Annotated in this window: 18 protein-coding genes; 2 read left to right on the plus strand and 16 right to left on the minus strand. The window is 70.6% G+C overall.

The window, feature by feature from the left end:
- Position 1: 1 nt before the first annotated feature.
- The 15 genes from nuoN to ACZ43H_RS17070 form a co-directional block, all read right to left on the minus strand.
- Positions 2–1,558 carry an NADH-quinone oxidoreductase subunit NuoN gene (gene nuoN / locus ACZ43H_RS17000; protein WP_464590850.1) on the minus strand — a complete coding sequence of 519 codons (1,557 nt, stop codon included), beginning with the start codon at positions 1,556–1,558 and terminating at the stop codon, positions 2–4.
- A 92-nt stretch (positions 1,559–1,650) separates the two neighbouring features.
- The gene (locus ACZ43H_RS17005) at positions 1,651–3,192 is read right to left on the minus strand and encodes an NADH-quinone oxidoreductase subunit M (RefSeq protein ID WP_464584840.1); all 1,542 of its coding nucleotides are present in this window, start codon (positions 3,190–3,192) and stop codon (positions 1,651–1,653) included.
- Positions 3,189–5,087, minus strand: a complete 1,899-nt coding sequence (gene nuoL, locus ACZ43H_RS17010) for an NADH-quinone oxidoreductase subunit L (RefSeq protein ID WP_464590852.1) — start codon at positions 5,085–5,087, stop codon at positions 3,189–3,191. Before nuoL ends, ACZ43H_RS17005 begins: the two co-directional genes overlap by 4 nt.
- A 54-nt stretch (positions 5,088–5,141) precedes the next feature.
- The gene (nuoK, locus tag ACZ43H_RS17015) at positions 5,142–5,441 is read right to left on the minus strand and encodes an NADH-quinone oxidoreductase subunit NuoK (RefSeq protein ID WP_180935411.1); all 300 of its coding nucleotides are present in this window, start codon (positions 5,439–5,441) and stop codon (positions 5,142–5,144) included.
- Entirely contained in the window at positions 5,438–6,238 is an 801-nt protein-coding gene (locus tag ACZ43H_RS17020) for an NADH-quinone oxidoreductase subunit J (RefSeq protein ID WP_464584842.1), read from the minus strand. The genes nuoK and ACZ43H_RS17020 overlap by 4 nt, the downstream gene beginning before the upstream one ends.
- Positions 6,235–6,813, minus strand: a complete 579-nt coding sequence (nuoI, locus tag ACZ43H_RS17025; protein WP_464584844.1) for an NADH-quinone oxidoreductase subunit NuoI — start codon at positions 6,811–6,813, stop codon at positions 6,235–6,237. Before nuoI ends, ACZ43H_RS17020 begins: the two co-directional genes overlap by 4 nt.
- Positions 6,813–8,111 carry an NADH-quinone oxidoreductase subunit NuoH gene (nuoH, locus tag ACZ43H_RS17030; RefSeq protein WP_464590854.1) on the minus strand — a complete coding sequence of 433 codons (1,299 nt, stop codon included), beginning with the start codon at positions 8,109–8,111 and terminating at the stop codon, positions 6,813–6,815. The genes nuoI and nuoH overlap by 1 nt, the downstream gene beginning before the upstream one ends.
- The gene (locus ACZ43H_RS17035; RefSeq protein ID WP_464584846.1) at positions 8,111–10,564 is read right to left on the minus strand and encodes an NADH-quinone oxidoreductase subunit G; all 2,454 of its coding nucleotides are present in this window, start codon (positions 10,562–10,564) and stop codon (positions 8,111–8,113) included. Before ACZ43H_RS17035 ends, nuoH begins: the two co-directional genes overlap by 1 nt.
- On the minus strand, positions 10,561–11,871 hold the full coding sequence (nuoF, locus tag ACZ43H_RS17040) for an NADH-quinone oxidoreductase subunit NuoF (RefSeq protein ID WP_464584848.1): 1,311 nt from the start codon (positions 11,869–11,871) through the stop codon (positions 10,561–10,563). The genes ACZ43H_RS17035 and nuoF overlap by 4 nt, the downstream gene beginning before the upstream one ends.
- A gap of 57 nt (positions 11,872–11,928) precedes the next feature.
- Positions 11,929–12,720: an NADH-quinone oxidoreductase subunit NuoE gene (gene nuoE, locus ACZ43H_RS17045; RefSeq protein WP_464584850.1), complete on the minus strand. Its 792-nt coding sequence runs from the start codon at positions 12,718–12,720 to the stop codon at positions 11,929–11,931.
- Positions 12,717–14,057, minus strand: coding sequence for an NADH-quinone oxidoreductase subunit D (locus tag ACZ43H_RS17050; RefSeq protein ID WP_464584851.1), 1,341 nt, complete (start codon positions 14,055–14,057; stop codon positions 12,717–12,719). Before ACZ43H_RS17050 ends, nuoE begins: the two co-directional genes overlap by 4 nt.
- Positions 14,058–14,145: 88 nt before the next feature.
- Positions 14,146–14,874, minus strand: a complete 729-nt coding sequence (locus ACZ43H_RS17055) for an NADH-quinone oxidoreductase subunit C (RefSeq protein WP_464584852.1) — start codon at positions 14,872–14,874, stop codon at positions 14,146–14,148.
- Positions 14,871–15,425, minus strand: a complete 555-nt coding sequence (locus ACZ43H_RS17060; RefSeq protein WP_379177043.1) for a NuoB/complex I 20 kDa subunit family protein — start codon at positions 15,423–15,425, stop codon at positions 14,871–14,873. Before ACZ43H_RS17060 ends, ACZ43H_RS17055 begins: the two co-directional genes overlap by 4 nt.
- Before the next feature lie 39 nt (positions 15,426–15,464).
- On the minus strand, positions 15,465–15,824 hold the full coding sequence (locus tag ACZ43H_RS17065; RefSeq protein WP_464584854.1) for an NADH-quinone oxidoreductase subunit A: 360 nt from the start codon (positions 15,822–15,824) through the stop codon (positions 15,465–15,467).
- A gap of 277 nt (positions 15,825–16,101) precedes the next feature.
- Positions 16,102–16,794 (minus strand): demethylmenaquinone methyltransferase, encoded by a 693-nt coding sequence (locus ACZ43H_RS17070; protein WP_464584856.1) that lies wholly within the window; start codon positions 16,792–16,794, stop codon positions 16,102–16,104.
- Between the two features lie 149 nt (positions 16,795–16,943).
- On the opposite strand from ACZ43H_RS17070, the gene ACZ43H_RS17075 reads away from it, so the two are divergent.
- Positions 16,944–18,059 (plus strand): L,D-transpeptidase family protein, encoded by a 1,116-nt coding sequence (locus ACZ43H_RS17075; protein ID WP_464584857.1) that lies wholly within the window; start codon positions 16,944–16,946, stop codon positions 18,057–18,059.
- 57 nt (positions 18,060–18,116) lie between these two features.
- Positions 18,117–19,388, plus strand: a complete 1,272-nt coding sequence (locus ACZ43H_RS17080; RefSeq protein ID WP_464584858.1) for an isochorismate synthase — start codon at positions 18,117–18,119, stop codon at positions 19,386–19,388.
- A gap of 57 nt (positions 19,389–19,445) precedes the next feature.
- On the opposite strand, the gene ACZ43H_RS17085 is transcribed toward ACZ43H_RS17080, so the two are convergent.
- Positions 19,446–19,910, minus strand: a complete 465-nt coding sequence (locus ACZ43H_RS17085) for a pyridoxamine 5'-phosphate oxidase family protein (RefSeq protein WP_464584860.1) — start codon at positions 19,908–19,910, stop codon at positions 19,446–19,448.
- Between the last annotated feature and the right edge of the window lie 9 nt (positions 19,911–19,919).

Genomic DNA, 19,919 nt, shown 5'->3' on the forward strand with positions numbered 1-19,919 from the left:
GTCACCTGACGAATTGTCCCGCATGGGCCGCGAGGGTGAGAACCGGGCCGGGCACGACGCCCAGGACCAGGGTCGCGAGGACCCCCACGCCGATGGTGCCGGAGGTGAGCAGCGAGGGCTTCACGACCGCCGCGACCTCGCCGGTGGTGCTGTCGCCGCCCTCGACGAAGAACATCAGCACGATGACCCGGACGTAGAAGAACACCGCCACGATGCTGCACAGCACCGCCGCGATGACGACGGGCCAGGCGCCGGCCGCCAGCGCGACCGTGAAGACCGCCCACTTGCCGATGAAGCCCGCGGTCAGCGGGATGCCGGCCATGGAGAGCAGGAAGAACGCGAAGAGCCCTCCCGTGAGGGGCGACCGCCGCCCGATCCCCGCCCAGCGGGAGAACTGGGTGGCCTCGCCACCCGAGTCGCGCACCAGGGTGACCACCGCGAACGCGCCGATCATCGCGAAGCCGTACGTCGCGAGGTAGAACAGCACGGCCTGCATCGACGTCACCTGGCCGTCGGAGAGCTCCGAGGCGCTCTGGACGCCGAGGACACCGGTGAGCAGGAAGCCGGTGTGTGCCACCGAGGAGTAGGCGAGCATCCGCTTGACGTCGGTCTGGACGACCGCGAGCACGGCGCCCACGAGCATGGTCAGCACCGCGATGATCCACAGCATCGGCTGCCAGGTCCACCGGTCCGAGCCGAAGGCGACGTACAGCAGGCGCAGCATCGCGCCGAAGGCCGCGACCTTGGTGCAGGCCGCCATGAACGCGGTGACCGCGGTCGGAGCCCCCTGGTAGACATCGGGGGTCCAGGCCTGGAAGGGGGCCGCGCCCACCTTGAACAGCAGCCCCACGGCGAGCATGCCGAGGCCGATCAGCAGCAGGACCTGGTTGTCGGTGTCGTTGCGCACCGCCTCGTTGATCTCCGAGAGCTGCATCGACCCGGCGAAGCCGTAGACGAGGGCGACGCCGTACAGGAAGAAGCCGGAGGAGAACGCGCCGAGGAGGAAGTACTTCATCGCCGCCTCCTGGCTGAGCAGGCGGCGTCGACGCGCCAGGCCGCAGAGCAGGTAGAGCGGCAGCGAGAGCACCTCGAGCGCCACGAACATCGTCAGGAGGTCGCCTGCGGCCGGGAAGAGCATCATGCCGCCGACCGCGAACAGCAGCAGCGGGTAGACCTCGGTGTGGTCCAGGCCCTCGGACGACGCCCGGCGCTCCGCCTCGGAGCCGGGCAGCGCCGCGGCCTGGCCGGCGAAGGCGGACAGTCCGCCCTCGAGCCGGCGCTCGGCGAACAGCAGCACGCCGCCGATCGCGAAGACCAGGATCAGCCCCCAGAAGAAGACCGAGGGGCCGTCGACCACGATCGTGCCCTCGGCGGCGATCAGGCCGCGGGCGACCCCGCCCCCGCGCGAGGTGAGGTCCGAGGCCACCAGGCAGGTGCCGACCAGTGCGGCCACGAGGCCGACCAGCGTCAGCACCGTCTGGGTGACGTAGCGACGCTCGCGGGGCAGGAACGCCTCCACCACGACACCGAGGCACGCGGCACCGAAGACGACGAGCATCGGCCACAGCTGGGCGTACTCGATGTGCGGCTTGTCGAACGCGGCCGACGGGTCGGACGCGGCGCCGGCGAGGGCACTGATCACGGAGACGTTCACTGCTGGCCTTCCTCAGCCTGGTCGTCACCCGCAGCGGGCACGACAGGTGCTTGGTCGCTCACCCCGACGTGCTCGAGGAGGGCATCGACCGTGGGGTTGCTGACGTCGAGCAGGGGCATCGGGTAGAAGCCGAACAGCACCAGCGCGAGCACGAGCGGCGCGACCGAGCCGATCTCGCGCCGGTTCAGGTCGGGGGTGTCCTCGATGCCGGGGACGCCCGGTCCGGTCATGGTGCGCTGGTACATCCACAGCACGTAGATCGCCGCCAGCACGATGCCGGTGACCGCCACCGCACCGACCCACCAGTGGTAGTCGAACGCCGAGATCAGCACGAGGATCTCGGACACGAACTGGCTCAGCCCGGGCAGGCCGAGGGTCGCGAGACCGGCCACCAGGAACAGCCCGGCGAGCACGGGGGCCGACTTCTCCACGCCGGTCATCCGGCTGATCAGCGAGGTGCCGCGGCGGCGGATCAGGTAGCCCGCCAGCAGGAACAGCGCGGCCGTGCCGATGCCGTGGTTGACCATGTAGAGGATGGACCCGGAGGCGCCCTGCGAGCTGAACGCGAAGATCCCCAGGGTGATGAAGCCGAAGTGGCTCAGCGACGTCAGGCCGATCAGGCGCAGGATGTCGTCCTGCCCGATCGCGATCAGCGCGCCGTAGACGATCGAGATCAGCGCCAGCGTCACCACGACGGGCGTCGCCCACTGCGAGGCGTCCGGGAACAGCCCCAGGCAGAAGCGCAGCATCCCGAAGGTGCCGATCTTGTCCAGCACGCAGACCAGCAGCACGCTGGTGCCAGGCGTGGCCCGCTCGGTCGTGTCGGCCAGCCAGGTGTGCAGGGGGAACAGCGGCGCCTTGACGGCGAAGGCGATGAAGAAGCCCGCGAACAGCCAGCGCTCGGCGCTGGTGCCCATGTCGAGGCCGGCGAGGTCGGAGAGGAGGTACGACGGCGTCCCGGCCTGCGCCGAGACGACGTACAGGCCGATGACCGAGGCGAGCATCACCAGGCCGCCGCCGAGCTGGTACATCAGGAACTTCAGGGCCGCGACGGCCCGGCCCTCGCGGCCGAAGCCGCCGATGAGGAAGTACGCCGGGATCAGCGTCGCCTCGAAGAAGACGTAGAAGAGGAAGACGTCCGTCGCCGCGAAGACCAGCAGCGAGAACGACTCCAGGGCCAGCGCCCAGGCGAAGAACGCGGCCGGGTTGCGGTCGTCGGCGTCGTGCCACGAGCCGACGACCACGATGGGCACGAGCACCACGGTGAGCAGGATCAGCAGCAGGCCGAGGCCGTCGACGCCGAGCGCGTAGTGGACGCCCAGCGCGCTGATCCACTCGTGGTCCTCGGTGAGCTGCATGCCGCCGCCGGTGTCGTACTGCGCGGCGATCGCCACGCCGACGGCGAGGGTGAGCACCGAGACGGCCAGGGCGAGCTGCTTGGGTAGCGCGGAGCCCGGTGCCCGGGGCGCGAACGCCACGACCAGGGCACCGACCAGCGGCACCAGGACCAGGATCGTGAGCCAGGGGAGCTGGTTCATGCGAGGTTCACCGCCAGGAGGGCCAGGACGACGAGCAGGACGCCGCCGAGCAGGGAGAGGGCGTAGGAGCGGACGAAGCCGTTCTGGACCTTGCGGGCCTGGCCGGCGATGACCCCGATGGCCACCGGCCCGCCGGTGAGGGTGCCGTCGACGGCGTACCGGTCGAAGGTCAGCAGGCCGCTGACGGTGTGCCGGCCGGGGTTGACCACCAGCCCGTCGTTGATCTGGTTGCCGTACAGCTCCTCACGGGCCGCCCGGGTGACGAACGAGACGTCCTGGGGAGCCGTGCGGGGCACGTCGCGCTTGCCGACCAGGAACCAGGCCAGCGCGACCCCGACGGCCACGACGAGCACCGCGAGCGTGGTGATCGCCAGCGCGGGCAGCGGCGGGTCCTCGTGCACCGGGGTGCCGACCACCGGGGCCAGGAAGTCCACGATCCAGTCGTTGATGAGCATCACGCCGCCGAGCACGGAGAGGGCGGCGAGCACCACCAGCGGCCCGGTCATCACCGCGGGCGACTCGTGGGGGTGCACCCCCTTCTCCCAACGCTTGTCGGTGAAGAACGTGAGCAGCATCAGCCGGGTCATGTAGAAGCCGGTGACGCCCGCACCGAGCAGGGCGCACAGGCCGACGACCCAGTTGTCCGCCAGCGCGGTCTCGATGATCTTGTCCTTGGACCAGAAGCCCGAGAAGCCCGGGAAGCCGATGATCGCCAGGTAGCCCATCGTGAAGGTCAGGAAGGTGACGGGCATGGCCTTGCGCAGCAGGCCGTAGTGGCGCATGTCCACGTCGTCCTCCATGCCGTGCATCACCGAGCCGGCGCCGAGGAACATGTTGGCCTTGAAGAAGCCGTGCGTGAGCAGGTGGAAGATCGCGAACGCGTAGCCGGCGACGCCGAGGCCGGCGCCCAGCATCATGTAGCCGATCTGGCTCATCGTGGAGCCGGCCAGCACCTTCTTGATGTCGTCCTTGGCGCACCCGATGACCGCACCCCACAGGAGCGTGACGACGGCGACGACGACCACCACCGTCTGCGCGTTCGGAGCGAGATCGAAGACGAAGTTGGAGCGGACGATCAGGTAGACGCCGGCGGTCACCATGGTGGCGGCGTGGATGAGGGCCGACACCGGGGTCGGGCCCTCCATCGCATCGAGCAGCCAGGCCTGCAGCGGCACCTGGGCGGACTTGCCGCAGGCGCCGAGGAGCAGCAGCAGGCCCAGCGCGGTCAGGGTGTTCTCCGACGCCTCCCCCGCGTGCGCACTGATGACGGTGAAGCTGGTGGAGCCGAACGTGACGAAGAAGAGCATGATCGCCAGCGACATCCCGATGTCACCGACGCGGTTGATCACGAAGGCCTTCTTCGCGGCGGCCGCAGCCGAGGGCTTGTGCTGCCAGAAGCCGATGAGCAGGTACGAGGCGAGGCCGACGCCCTCCCAGCCGAGGAACAGGGCCAGGTAGTTCTCCGCGAGCACCAGCATCAGCATCGCGGCCACGAAGAGGTTGAGGTAGCCGAAGAAGCGGCGACGGCGTGGGTCGTGCTCCATGTAGCCGATCGAGTAGATGTGGATCAGCGACCCCACACCGGTGATCAGCAGCAGGAACAGCGACGACAGCGGGTCGTAGAGCAGGTCCATGCCGACGTCGAGGTGGCCGACCTGCATCCAGTCGTAGAGGTGCTGGGCGACCTGGCGGTCGTTGTCCTCGCGACCGAGCAGCTCGACGAACATCAGCAGGCTGATCACGAAGGAGCCGATCGGCAGCGCGGTGCCGAGGAGGTGCCCCCACCGGTCCGTGGCCCGGCCGCCGAGCAGCAGGACCGCCGCGCCGGCCAGGGGCAGGGCGATCACCAGCCAGAGCAGGTCGAAGACGCCGCTCGTGGACGAGGGATCGACCACCGGGATGTGGACAGCCTCGTGCAGCGCGAGGATCTGGGCAGTCACCTGCACTCCTTAGTACTTCAGCAGGCTCGCGTCGTCGACCGAGGCCGAGCGACGGGTCCGGAAGATGGTCATGATGATCGCGAGCCCGACGACGACCTCGGCGGCCGCGACGACCATCACGAAGAAGGCCGCGATCTGCCCGTCGAGGTTGCCGTGCTGGCGCGCGAAGGCGACCAGGGCGAGGTTCGAGGCGTTGAGCATCAGCTCGACGCACATGAAGACCACGATGGCGTTGCGCCGGGTGAGCACGCCCACGCAGCCGATCGTGAACAGGATCGACGACAAGACGATGTAGGGGGTGACGCTCACAGCGTGTCCTCCTCGGCCGGGGCGGGGCTGGTGCGGCCGGCGTGCGGGGCGTCGCCGAGCTGGCGCTGGACCTCCGCGATGTCATCGGCGAGCGCGGGGGCCGACCGGACCGTGCCGCGGGCCGCGAGCACCCGGCTGATCGAGGCCTCGGCGGCGGTGCCGTCGGGCAGCAGTGCCGGGGTGTCCACCGCGTTGTGCCGGGCGAAGACACCCGGTGGCGGCAGCGGCCCGGGGTGGGTGCCCTTGTCGGCGTAGTCGCGCATCCGCTGCGCTGCCAGCGAGGCCTGGCTCGGCTTCGGGGTCAACCGCTCGCGGTGCGCGAGCACCATCGCGCCGACGGCGGCCGTGATCAGCAGGGCGCTGGTGACCTCGAAGGCGAAGACGTAGCGGGAGAAGAGGATCTGCGCGAGCGCCTGGATGTTGCCCTCGCCGTTGGCGTCACCGAGACCGGCTCCGGTGCCCAGCGAGATCTGGCCGAGCCCGAGCACCAGCACCAGGCCGAGGAGCAGTCCGCCGATGATCGCCAGCACCCGCTGGCCCTTGATGGTCTCGACGACGGAGTCGGACGCGTCGACGCCGACCAGCATCAGCACGAACAGGAACAGCATCAGGATCGCGCCGGTGTAGACGATGATCTGCACCGCGAACAGGAACGGCGCGTCCAGCACGGCGTACAGCATCGCGAGACTGATCATCACCACGGCCAGCAGCAGCGCGGCGTGCACGGCCTTGCGGACGAACAGGATGCCCAGGGCTGCGATCACCATGATCGGCGCGAGGATCCAGAAGGCGGTCACTTGGCGGCCTCCTGCGTCTCGACGGGCGGGACGCCCGCACTGGGCGCGGGCGCCGCGTAGGTCCCGCGGTAGTAGTCGCCCTCGTCATCTCCGAGCCGCATCGGGTGCGGCGGCTGCTCCATGCCCGGCAGCAGCGGTGCGAGCAGGTCGGACTTCTCGTAGATGAGGTCGGCGCGGTTGTCGTCGGCGAGCTCGTACTCGTTGGTCATCGTGAGCGCGCGCGTCGGGCAGGCCTCGATGCACAGGCCGCACAGGATGCAGCGCAGGTAGTTGATCTGGTAGACGCGGCCGTAGCGCTCACCGGGGCTGAACCGCTCCTCCTCGGAGTTCGAGGCACCCTCGACGTAGATGGCGTCCGCCGGGCAGGCCCAGGCGCACAGCTCGCAGCCGATGCACTTCTCGAGGCCGTCGGGCCAGCGGTTGAGCTGGTGGCGGCCGTGGAAACGGGGCGCCGTCGGCATCTTCTCGAACGGGTACTGCTCGGTGACGACCTTCTTGAACATGGTCCGGAAGGTGACACCGAAACCCGCCACCGGGTCCCAGAACTGTTCCTTGAGCGACCTGGACTCAGCCATCAGGCTTCCTTCCCCGCGACGGTGGAGCTACGGGCGTCGAACGTGAGCGGAGCGGCGGCGCCTCGCACCGCGCCCCCGGCGGGCATCGGCGGGACCGGGAAGCCGCCGGCGTGGGCGTCGGTCGGCTGCTGGGCAGGCTCGGCCTCCTCCTCGGACTCACCGACGAAGAAGAGCGCCAGGAAGAGCACGGCCAGGACGCCGATCCCGACCAGGAGGTACTGCCGGTCCAGCCCGCCCTCGAGCGAGATCGAGCGGATGGTGGCCACGGCCACGATCCACACCAGCGAGATCGGGATCAGCCGCTTCCAGCCGAACGCCATGAACTGGTCGTAGCGCAGCCGCGGCAGCGACCCGCGCAGCCAGATGAAGACGAAGATGAAGAACAGGACCTTGCCGAAGAACCACAGCAGCGGCCAGTAGCCCTCGTTGAACATCCCGTCGTTGATCTTCTCGATCCCCCACGGCGCGTGCCAGCCGCCGAGGAACAGCGTGGTCGCGAGCGCAGAGACGGTGGCCATGTTGATGTACTCGGCCAGGAAGAACAGCGCGAACTTCAGCGAGGAGTACTCGGTGTGGAAGCCGCCGACCAGCTCGCCCTCGGCCTCCGGCAGGTCGAACGGCGCACGGTTGGTCTCGCCCACCATCGAGATCGTGTAGATCACGAACGACGGCACCAGGATCAGCCCGAACCAGAACTTGTCCTGGGCGGCCACGATCTGCGAGGTCGACATCGACCCGGCGTACAGGAACACCGCGACCAGCGCGAGGCCCATCGCGACCTCGTAGGAGATCATCTGGGCGCTCGAGCGCAGGCCGCCGAGCAGGGAGTACGTCGAGCCGCTGGACCAACCGCCCAGCACGATGCCGTAGATCCCGATCGAGGCGATCGCCATCACGAACAGCACGGCGACGGGCATGTCGGTCAGCTGCAGCGCGGTGTAGGTGTCGGTGAACGGGATCCGCACCACCGGCCCGAAGGGGATCACGCTGAAGGTCACGAACGCCGGGATCACCGCCAGCACGGGGGCGATCAGGAAGACCGCCTTGTCCGCGGCCTTGGGGATGATGTCCTCCTTTAGCGCCAGCTTCACGCCGTCGGCGAGCGACTGGAGCAGGCCGAAGGGGCCGTGCACGTTGGGGCCGATCCGGTGCTGCATGCGCGCGACGACGCGACGCTCCCACCAGATGTTGAAGAGCGTGAGCAGGACCAGCACCAGGAAGATGAGCACGGTCTTGAGCAGGATGACCCACCACGGGTCGTGGCCGAACGCCGAGAGGTCGTCGGCTGCGAGGGCGATCACTGCGCTGCTCCCTTCAGGGTGACCGTGCTGCCGGGCGAGGCCAGGTCGGCCAGCACCCCGCGGAGCACCGAGCTGGCGGGCACCCACACGACGCCGTCGACCATCCCCTCGGTGGGCTCGACCGGGAGCGACATGGCGCCGCGGTCCCCGACGAGGACGCCGCCCTCGCGGACCGACTCGGGCAGGGTGGCGTACGTCGCGGGGCTGACCCGGGCGACCGGCCGTCGTGCCGTGGCCCGCATCGCCGGGTCGCCGTCCTGCATCGAGCCGTTGTCGATCATCTGCTTCCAGGTGGCGAGCCTGAGCCCGCCGTCGGCGGTGGCCGCCGGCGCGGGGGTCGGCTCGACCGTCGCCGCGCGCTCACCGTCCCAGGGGCCGAGCTCCTCCATCTGGGCGCGCGCCTCGGCGACCGTCCGGAACCCGAGCGGGCTGCCCTGGCCGAGCTGGGCGAGCTCCTCGGCGATGCCGGCGAGCACGCGCAGGTCGGGCAGAGAGCGAGGGTCGTCGAAGACCGCGGGGAACGGGCGCGGGCGGCCCTCCCAGGTCACGAACATCCCGGCCTTGTCGGAGACCGGCGCCACGGGGAAGACGACGTCGGCAGCGCGGGTCACGTCGGTCTCGCGCAGCTCGAGGGCGACCACGAACGCCGCCGCCTCGATCGCCGCACGGGTGGCGGCCGGGTCCGCGGTGTCGTCGGGGTCCACGCCGCCGATGACCAGGCCGCCGAGCTCGCCGGCGCGCAGCGCCGACACGATGTCGTCGGCGTCGCGGCCCACGGTGTCGGGCAGCCCCTCGACACCCCAGGCGGTCGCGACGTCGACCCGCGCGGTCGCGTCGGCCACCGGGCGGCCACCGGGCAGCAGGTTCGGCAGGCAGCCGGTCTCGACCGCACCGCGGTCACCGGCGCGACGCGGGACCCAGGCGAGCCGGGCGCCGGTGGTGCGGGCCAGCCGCGCCGCGGCCGCGAGCGCACCGGGCGAGGTGGCGAGCCGCTCGCCGACGAGGATCACCCCGGTCGCGTCGAGGCCGAAGTCGGCGTGCGAGACCAGCTGCTCCAGGGCGGCGGCCTCCTCACCGGGGACCGTGGGCACCAGCTGGCCGTTCATCTTGCGGAGCCCTCGCGAGGCGTAGGGCGCGATCGAGACCACCCGGGTGCGGTGGTGCTGCGCGGCCTTGCGCAGGCGCAGGAAGATCGCGCCGGCCTCGTCCTCGGGCTCGAGCCCGGCGAGCACGACGGTCGTGGCCGTCTCGAGGTCGGTGTAGGTCACCGCTGCGGTCAGCACCACCTCGGAGGCGAGGAAGTCGGTCTCCTCGGCCGAGAGCGGCCGGGCCCGGAAGTCGATGTCGTTGGTGCCGAGCGCGACCCGGGCGAACTTGCTGTAGGCGTAGGCGTCCTCGGCGGTCACCCGGCCACCGGTCAGGACCGCGGCTGGGCCCGCGGCGCGAAGTCCCCGGGCCGCGACGGCGAAGGCCTCGGGCCAGGACGCCGGCCGCAGCGAGCCGTCTCCCCCGTCCTCCACGCGATCGCGGACCTGAGGGTAGGTGAGCCGGTCGGGCATGGTCGCGTAGGTGAACGCGAACCGGTCCTTGTCGGTGATCCACTCCTCGTTGACCTCGGGGTCGTTGCCCGCGAGCCGGCGCATCACCTTGCCGCGCCGGTGGTCGACCCGGATCGCCGAGCCGCAGGCGTCGTGCTCGGCGACCGCAGGCGTGGAGACGAGGTCGAAGGGGCGGGAGCGGAAGCGGTACTCGGCGCTGGTCAGCGCACCCACCGGGCAGATCTGGATCGTGTTGCCCGAGAAGTACGACTCGAAGGGCTCGTGCTCGTAGATGCCGACCTGCTGCAGCGCGCCGCGCTCGATCAGCGCGATGAACGGGTCGCCAGCGATCTGCTCGGAGAAGCGGGTGCAGCGGGCGCACAGCACGCACCGCTCACGGTCGAGCAGCACCTGCGCGGAGATGTTGATCGGCTTGGGGTAGGTGCGCTTCACGCCGCCGGAGGCGGAGAAGCGGGACTCGCCCCGGCCGTTGGACATGGCCTGGTTCTGCAGGGGGCACTCGCCGCCCTTGTCGCAGACGGGGCAGTCCAGCGGGTGGTTGATCAGCAGGAACTCCATGATCCCCTGCTGCGCCTTGTCGGCGACCGGGCTGGTGGCCTGGGTGTTGACGACCATGCCCTCGGCGACCGTGATCGTGCAGGAGGCCTGCGGCTTGGGGAAGCCGCGGCCGTTCCCGGCGTCGGGCACGTCGACGAGGCACTGACGGCAGGCGCCCACCGGCGCCAGCAGCGGGTGGTCGCAGAACCGCGGGATCTGGACGCCCACCTGCTCGGCGGCCCGGATCACGAGCGTGTCCTTCGGGACGCTCACCTCGACGCCGTCGATGGTCAGGGTGACGAGGTCCTCGGTGACCGGGGTGCTCGCCCCGGTCTTCTCGGGTGTGGTCGTCATGCACTCGCTCCCGCGGTCGCGAAGACGGTCGAGGCGGCGGGGTCGAAGGGACACCCGCCGTGGGTGAGGTGGGCGACGTACTCGTCGCGGAAGAACTTGATCGAGCTGGTGATCGGGCTGACCGCACCGTCGGCGAGCGCGCAGAACGAGCGGCCGAGGATGTTGTCGCACTGGTCCAGCAGCAGCTCGAGGTCGGACTCGCTGCCCTGTCCCTTCTCCAGCGCTGCCAGGGTCTGGACGAGCCACCACGTGCCCTCGCGGCAGGGCGTGCACTTGCCGCAGGACTCGTGCTTGTAGAACTCCGTCCACCGCAGCACCGCCCGCACCACGCAGGTGGTGTCGTCGAAGATCTGCAGGGCCCGCGTGCCCAGCATGGAGCCGGCCGCCCCCACGCCCTCGAAGTCGAGCGGGACGTCGAGGTGCTCGGCGGTGAGCATGGGGGTGCTGGACCCTCCGGGGGTCCAGAACTTCAGCTCGTGGCCCGCGCGGATGCCGCCGGCGAGCTCGATCAGCTCGCGCAGCGTGATGCCGAGAGGTGCTTCGTACTGCCCGGGGCGGTTGACGTGTCCGGAGAGGGAGAAGATGCCGAAGCCCTTGGACTTCTCGGTCCCCATCGAGGCGAACCACTCGTGGCCGTTGGCGATGATGCTGGGCACGGACGCGATCGACTCGACGTTGTTGATGACCGTCGGGCTGGCGTACAGGCCCGCGACGGCCGGGAACGGCGGGCGCAGGCGGGGTTGGCCGCGGCGGCCCTCGAGCGAGTCGAGGAGCGCGGTCTCCTCGCCGCAGATGTAGGCGCCGGCACCGGCGTGGACGACCAGCTCGAGGTCGTAGCCCGAGCCGTGGATGTCCTTGCCGAGGTGTCCGGCCAGGTAGGCCTCCTGGACGGCGCGCTGCAGGCGGCGTACGACGTGCAGGACCTCGCCGCGCACGTAGATGAAGGCCCGGTTGGCGCGGATCGCGTACGAGCTGATGATGACGCCCTCGACCAGCGTGTGCGGGCTGGCCATCATCAGTGGGACGTCCTTGCAGGTGCCCGGTTCGGACTCGTCGGCGTTGACCACGAGGTACTTCGGACGGGGGTTGTCCTGCGGGATGAAGCCCCACTTCATGCCGGTCGGGAAGCCGGCGCCGCCGCGGCCGCGCAGGCCCGACTCCTTGACCTCCTCGATCACGGCGTCGGGGGCCATCGCGAAGGCCTTGTCCAGGGCGCGGTAGCCGCCGCGTGCCTCGTAGGAATCCAGCGTCCAGCTGCGGTCCTCGCCCCAGTTGTCGGTCAGGACCGGCGTCAGTGTGTCAGCCACGAAGTGCCCCCTTCCGGTTGTCGAGGAGCGAGCGCCAGCCAGCGTTTCGGAACACGGTCACCGGGCGTCATCCCCCTTCGCAGGGTTGTCCTCGTGCTTGGCGTCCGCCGGCGACTCGTCGACCTTCGTCTCGGTCTCGGCGCGGGAGGTGTCGGCCTGCTCGGCCGCGCCCTGCCGGCTGCCGAGCGAGGCCGCGCTCCCGGTCGCGGACGACTCCGGCGCCGTCCAGCCCCGCTCGCGCGCGATGCCCAGGCCCACGAGCGACGCGGCCCCGGCGGAGGGACCCTCGTCGGCGCGGTCGTCGGGGAACCCGGCCAGCACCCGCTCGGCCTCGCGCCAGGTGCAGAGCCGCGCGCCCCGGGTCGAGCTGACCTCGGCGCCGGTGCGCAGGTCGTCGACCAGCTGCGTGGCCGACTCCGGGGTCATGTTGTCCATGAACTCCCAGTTCACGGTCATCACCGGCGCGTAGTCGCAGGCCGCGTTGCACTCGATGTGCTCGAGCGTGATCTTGCCGTCGGCGGTGGTCTCGTCGTTGCCGACGTCGAGGTGGTCCTTGAGCCGCTCGAAGATGGCGTCGCCGCCCATCACCGCGCACAGCGTGTTGGTGCAGACGCCGACGTGGTAGTCGCCGACCGGCTTGCGCTTGTACATCGTGTAGAACGTCGCGACGCCGCTGACCTCCGCGGCGGTGATGCCGAGGATCTCGGCGCAGGCCTCGATCCCCTCCGGGGTGATCCGGCCCTCCGCGGACTGCACGAGGTGCAGCATGGGGAGCAGGCCGGAGCGCGCCTCGGGGTAGCGGGCCGCGACCTGCCGCAGCTCGTCGTACGTCGTCTGGGTCAGGCTCATCGGTCGACTCCTCCCATCACCGGGTCGATGGAGGCGATCGCGACGATGACGTCGGCGACCATGCCGCCCTCGCTCATCACGCTGGTCGCCTGCAGGTTGGTGAACGACGGGTCGCGGAAGTGCGCGCGGAACGGGCGGGTGCCGCCGTCGGAGACGACGTGGGCGCCCAGCTCGCCGCGGGGCGACTCGACGGGCACGTAGGCCTGGCCGGCCGGCACCCGGAAGCCCTCGGTGACCAGCTTGAAGTGGTGGATCAGCGCCTCCATCGACTCGCCCATGATGTGGCGGATGTGGTCGAGGCTGTTGCCCATCCCGTCGCTGCCGACGGCGAGCTGGCTGGGCCACGCGATCTTCTTGTCGCCGACCATCACGGGCGCACCCTCGAGCTTCGCGAGGCGGTCCGCGGCCTGCTCCACGATCTTGAGCGACTCCCACATCTCGGCCAGGCGGATCCGGAAGCGCCCGTAGGAGTCGCAGGTGTCCCAGGTCTGGACCTCGAAGTCGTAGTCCTCGTAGCCGCTGTAGGGCTGGGTCTTGCGCAGGTCCCACGGGTAGCCGGTCGAGCGCAGCACGGGGCCGGTCAGGCCGAGCGCCAGGCAGCCGGAGAGGTCGAGGTGGCCGACGTTCTCCAGGCGGGCCTTGAAGATCGGGTTCGCGTTGCAGAGCGCGGCGTACTCGGGGAGCCGCTTCTTCATCAGGGCGATGAAGTCGCGGATCTCGTCGAGGGCACCGGGCGGCAGGTCCTGTGCCACGCCGCCGGGGCGGATGAACGCGTGGTTCATGCGCAGGCCGGTGATCAGCTCGAACAGGTCGAGGACCAGCTCGCGCTCGCGGAAGCCGATGGTCATCACGGTGAGCGCGCCGATCTCCATGCCACCGGTGGCGATGCACACCAGATGGGAGGAGATGCGGTTGAGCTCCATGAGCAGGACCCGCATGACCTGGGCCTTCTCGGGGATGTCGTCCTCGATGTCGAGCAGCCGCTCGACCCCGAGCACGTAGGTCATCTCGTTGTAGAACGGGCTGAGGTAGTCCATCCGGGTGCAGAACGTGACGCCCTGCGTCCAGGAGCGGAACTCCATGTTCTTCTCGATACCGGTGTGCAGGTAGCCGATCCCGCACCGCGCCTCGGTCACCGTCTCGCCCTCGAGCTCGAGGATCAGCCGGAGCACGCCGTGGGTCGACGGGTGCTGCGGGCCCATGTTGACGACGACCCGCTCGTCGGTCTCGCCGGCGTCGGCGAGCCCCTCCGCGATCGTGTCCCAGTCCTGCCCGGTGACGGTGAAGACGCGGCCCTCGGTGGTCTCGCTGGCGCCTGCGTAGATGTCGTGTGTCATGACCATGTGCTCCCGACTGCCGGGGTCCCCGCGGCGTTGTTCGCCGGAGGAGCGAAGCGGAGGAGGTGAAGAACGTCGTGGGGTGGCATCAGTTGTACGACCTCCGCTGGTCGGGAGGCGGGATGGTGCCGCCCTTGTACTCCACGGGGATGCCGCCCAGCGGATAGTCCTTGCGCTGGGGGTGGCCCGGCCAGTCGTCGGGCATGAGGATGCGGGTGAGCGCGGGGTGGCCGTCGAAGACGATGCCGAACATGTCGAACGTCTCGCGCTCGTGCCAGTCGCAGGTGGGGTAGACCGCCACGACCGAGGGGATGTGCGGGTGGGCGTCCGGGGCCGCGACCTCGAGCCGGATGCGGCGGTTGTGGGTCATCGAGAGCAGGTGGTAGACCGCGTGCAGCTCGCGCCCGGTGTCCTCGGGGTAGTGCACGCCGCTGACTCCCGAGCAGAGCTCGAAGCGCAGCCGCGGCTCGTCACGCAGCGTCCGGGCGACGACCACCAGGTCCTCTCGCCGGACGTGGAAGGTGATCTCGCCGCGGTGGATGACGACCTGCTCGACCGCGCTCTGCAGCCCCTCGGCCCCGAGCCTCTCCTCGAGCGCGTCGGCCACCTCGTCGTGCCAGCCGCCGAAAGGGCGCTCGGCCCGGCCGGGGTAGACGATGGGCTGCACCAGGCCGCCGTACCCGCTGGTGTCGCCGGAGCCGTGCACGCCGAACATGCCGTGCCGGGTGCCGACCGGGTGCACCTCCCCGGTGGGGGCGGGGACGTTCTCGGGCGACTGCGCGGGCGCCGGCTGCTCGACCTTCTTCTCCTCGCTCACCGCAGGAGGCCCTTCATCTCGGAGGTGGGCAGCGCCTTGAGCGCGTCGTTCTCGAGCTGCTCGACCTCGGCCCGACGGTTGCTGCCGAGCTTGGCGTGCTGCACCTGGTCGTGGAGCTTGAGGATCGCGTCGATCAACATCTCCGGCCGCGGCGGGCAGCCGGGGAGGTACATGTCGACCGGGACGACGTGGTCGACGCCCTGGACGATCGCGTAGTTGTTGAACATGCCGCCGCTGCTGGCGCACACACCCATCGCGAGCACCCACTTGGGGTCGGGCATCTGGTCGTAGATCTGGCGCAGGACCGGCGCCATCTTCTGGCTGACCCGGCCGGCCACGATCATCAGGTCGGCCTGGCGTGGACTGGCCCGGAACACCTCCATGCCGAACCGCGCGAGGTCGTACTTGGGGCCGCCGGTGGTCATCATCTCGATGGCGCAGCAGGCCAGGCCGAAGGTGGCCGGCCAGAAGGACGCCTTGCGCATGTAGCCCGCGACGCCCTCGACGGTCGTCAGCAGGACGCCGCTGGGGAGCTTCTCCTCGATACCCACGTCAGAGCCTTTCGCTGGTCGCGATCGCCGTCGCCAAGGTCAGTCCCACTCCAAGCCGCCTCTGCGCCAGACATAGGCATAGGCGACGAACACGGTGGCGATGAAGAGCACCATCTCGAGGAGGCCGAAGAACTTCATCGAGTCGAAGTACACGGCCCACGGGTAGAGGAAGATGATCTCGATGTCGAAGACGATGAAGAGCATCGCGGTGATGTAGTACTTCACCGGGAAGCGGCCGCCACCGACCGGCTGCGGCGTGGGCTCGATGCCGCACTCGTAGGAGTCGAGCTTGGCGCGGTTGTACCGCTTCGGCCCCACGACGGCGCTCATGATCACGGACCCCACCGCGAACAACGCCGCGAGGAGTGCCAACGCCAGGACCGGCGTGTAGAGCTCCATGCCTCGCGTTCCTCCTTGTCCCGCGCCCGGACCGGCAGGCCTGCGCCGCCGGATTGTGGCTTTGTGAACTGAATCACTAAGTGGCGCGGAACACATACTGCCACTCATGCACCCCGCCCGCACGAGGGGGTGGGGGTGTCGGGACAGCCGCCCTCCGGGGACGCCTGGCGGAATCACCGGTGAACCGGTGACTCCTGAAGTTCTCAGCCGTTGCAACGCCCCAGAACGTCAGGAAGTGGCTGAGAGGTTCGCCGGCCGAACCGGCGCGGTCGGCTCCCTACCGGGCGGTCGCGCGGTGCAGGGCCACGATGCCCCCGGAGAGATTGCGCCACTCGGGCGCGTGCCAGCCGGCCTCGCCGATCAGCGCCGCGAGGCCCTCCTGGTCGGGCCAGGCCCGGATCGACTCGGCGAGGTAGACGTAGGCGTCGGGCGAGGACGAGACCGCGCGGGCGATCGGGGGCAGCGCCTTCATGAGGTACTCGATGTAGACGGTGCGGAACGGCGCCCAGGTCGGATGGCTGAACTCGCACACCACCAGGCGACCACCGGGCCGGGTCACCCGACGCAGCTCGCGCAGACCGGCCAGGGGGTCGACGATGTTGCGCAGCCCGAAGGAGATCGTGACGGCGTCGAAGGTGCCGTCGGCGAACGGGAGCCGGGTCCCGTCGCCGGCGGTGAACGGCAGGTGCGGCTTGGCCTTCTTGCCCACTCGCAGCATGCCGAGCGAGAAGTCGCAGGGCACCACGGTCGCACCGCGGTCGGCGAACGGCTGGCTCGAGGTGCCGGTGCCGGCGGCCAGGTCGAGCACCCGCTCGCCCGCGCGGGGGTCGACCGCGTCGATCACGTCGCGCCGCCAACGGCGGTCCTGGCCCAGCGAGAGCACGTCGTTGGTGACGTCGTAGCGCCGGGCGACCGCGTCGAACATGCGACGGACGTCGGTCGGCTGCTTGTCGAGTTCTGCGCGGGCCACGCGCAGAGACTACGGGGGACGCCGCGCCGGCCGGCACTCGGCAACAAAACGGTCACGGCCGCCACGCCGCGCAACCAAATGCCCGATCCAGGCGTCTCCCTGCTGACACTGGAAGTTCGTGCGGGACTTCCCTGATCCGGGAGCTTGAGATGAGAGCACTGCGTGCACTGGTCGTGGCCGTGATGACGGTCGCGGTGCTGGGCGTGACGGCGTACGGCGCCGGCATCGCCGTTCGCCACTACGACGGTCAGCACGAGGCCGCGGCCTCCGACGGCTCGGCGGCCCCGGTCGCACCGACGACGTCCTCGACGCCGTCCCCGACCCCGCAGGCCACGGACACGCCGACGCCCGAGCCCGACCCCGAGCCGACGAACGTGCTCGACCCCGGCGCGACCGGCGAGCAGGTGCGCGAGCTCCAGCACCGCCTGTTCCAGCTCGCGTGGCTCCCCGAGACCACCACGGGGAAGTACGACGCCACCACCCGCGAGGCGGTCGCAGGCTTCCAGGCGAAGCGGGGCCTCAAGGCCACCGGCGTCGTCGACCAGCGCACCTGGAAGCGCCTGGTCTCGATGACCGACCAGCCCACCCACGACCAGCTCTTCAACATCCTGCACCCCGGCCCGGCCATCCTCGCCGCAGGTGCCAGCGGCGACCCGGTCCGCGACCTCCAGGCACGACTGGTGTCGATCCAGTGGCTCTTCGGCGACGTGACGGGCAGCTACGACGCCGACACCGTGGCCGCGGTCAAGGGCTTCCAGGCCAAGCGCCGGATCCCGGTCACCGGCGAGGTCGACCGGCGCACGCTGGACCGGCTGCACGCCATGACCGGCACCCCCACGCACGCGGCGATGTACAACGAGCTCCCCGCCACCGGCAGCAACCAGCCGGGCACGCTCGACGCTCGCTGCCTGACCGGCCGCGTCCTGTGCATCGACAAGACCAGCCAGACGCTGCGCTGGGTCGTCGACGGCAAGGTCCAGAGGAGCTTCGACGTGCGTTTCGGCGCGTCGTACAGCCCGACCCGGGAGGGTGTCTTCCACGTCTACACCAAGGACGAGGACCACGTGTCCCACCTCTACGGCTCGGAGATGCCGTTCTCGATGTTCTTCTCCGGCGGCCAGGCGGTGCACTACTCCTCCGACTTCGCGTCCCGCGGGTACGCCGGCGCCTCGCACGGCTGCGTGAACGTGCGCGACTACGACGGGCTGGCCTGGCTGTTCGGACAGGTGCAGGTGGGTGACACCGTCGTCATCTACTGGTCCTGACCGGCTGCCCCCGCCGCCGGCGGAGTGGCCTCGGTCACCGGCGTACGCTTCACCCTCGTGACGACCAGCGCGACCCCCGACGAGCAGTCGGCGACCCTCGGCACCCTCGTCGCACGCACGGTCCGCCTCGACGCCGACGCCGTCGGCTCGCTGCTCGACCTGCTGCCCACCGACCGCCCGGTCACCTGGCTGCGCCGGGGTGAGGGCCTGGTCGGCTGGGGGGTCGCCGCCGAGGTGCGCACCAGCGGCGCGACCCGGTTCGCCGACGCGGTGAAGTGGTGGGCCGAGACCACCGCGCGCACGGTCGTGCGCGACGAGGTCAACGAGCCCGGCACCGGTCTGGTCTGCTTCGGCACGTTCGCGTTCGCCGACGAGCCCGGCGACTCCGTGCTCGTCGTGCCGGAGGTCGTGATCGGCCGGCGCGGCGACACCACCTGGCTCACGACGATCGGCCGCGACAGCATCGCCGCGCCGGTGCTCGGCGTGGCCGACGAGCCCCCGGCCCCGGTCGAGGTGAGCTTCGCCGACGGCGCCCTGGACGGCGAGCACTGGATGTCGGTCGTCGCCGATGCCGTCGCCCGGATCAACGCCGGCGACCTCGAGAAGGTCGTCCTGGCCCGTGACCTGGTCGCGACCGCCAATGCGCCGGTCGACGTGCGCTGGCCGCTGCGCCGGCTGGCCGACTCCTACCCGATGTGCTGGACCTTCCACGTGGACGGCATGTTCGGCGCGACCCCGGAGATGCTGGTGCGCCGCGAGCGCGGCCTGGTGACGTCACGGGTGCTCGCCGGCACCATCCGGCGCACCGGCGACGACGACCGCGACCTCGCGCTCGCCGCGACCCTCGCCCGCTCCTCGAAGGACCTCGAGGAGCACGAGTACGCCGTCCGCTCGGTCGCCGACGCCCTCGACCCGCACTGCTCGTCGATGAACGTGCCCGAGGCGCCGTTCGTGCTCCACCTGCCCAACGTCATGCACCTCGCCACCGACGTGGCCGGTGTCGTGCACGACGCCGCCACCGTCACCTCGCTGCAGCTGGCGGAGGCACTGCACCCCTCGGCAGCGGTCGGCGGGACACCCACCCCCGTCGCGACCGCCCTGATCAGCGAGATCGAGGGGATGGACCGCGGCCGCTACGCCGGACCGGTCGGCTGGATGGACGCCAGCGGCGACGGCGAGTGGGGCATCGCGCTGCGGTCGGCCTCCGTCGACGGCCCGACGGTCCGGCTGTTCGCCGGGTGCGGCATCGTCGCCGACTCCGACCCCGAGGCCGAGCTGGCCGAGTCGCAGGCGAAGTTCGTGCCGGTCCGAGACGCCCTCTCCCCCTGACCCCCGCCTCGTGCGGGTCAGGGTGCGCCCCGGCGCACCCTCCGGGGCACGACCCGGTCACGCGGAGAGCGCGCTCGGGAACCGGGTCTCGAAGTCGAGCACGGCCACCCAGGTCGGCGTGACCGAGATGTGCCACATGGGCTGCCCGCGGAGCTGGCCGACCCAGGCCCCACCCTGCTCGTCGCCGAAGTAACGGCGCGCGGCAGCGGCGTACTCCTCCGTCACGTCGTCGCGCAGCTCCACGGTCGCGTCGCCGCGCAGCAGCAGCGCGTGGTACGGCCATCCCGACGAGTCGTCGATCGTCACCGCCACCCGCGGGTCGCGCTGGAGCGCCCGGACCTTCGGGGCCCTGACCGGCGTCCCGAAGGTGACGGCGCGCCCCGTCCAGTGGAACCAGATCGGCACGACTCGCGGCGTGCCGTCGGTCCAGGTGTAGGCCAGCCGCGCCAGCTGGCGGGAGTGCAGCAGCTCCTGGGCCACTGGGTCGTCGAGAAGGGCCACGTCGCCCTGGCGTCCGGTCATGTCGACTCC

The sequence above is a fragment of the Nocardioides sp. DN36 genome, from assembly GCF_055380375.1.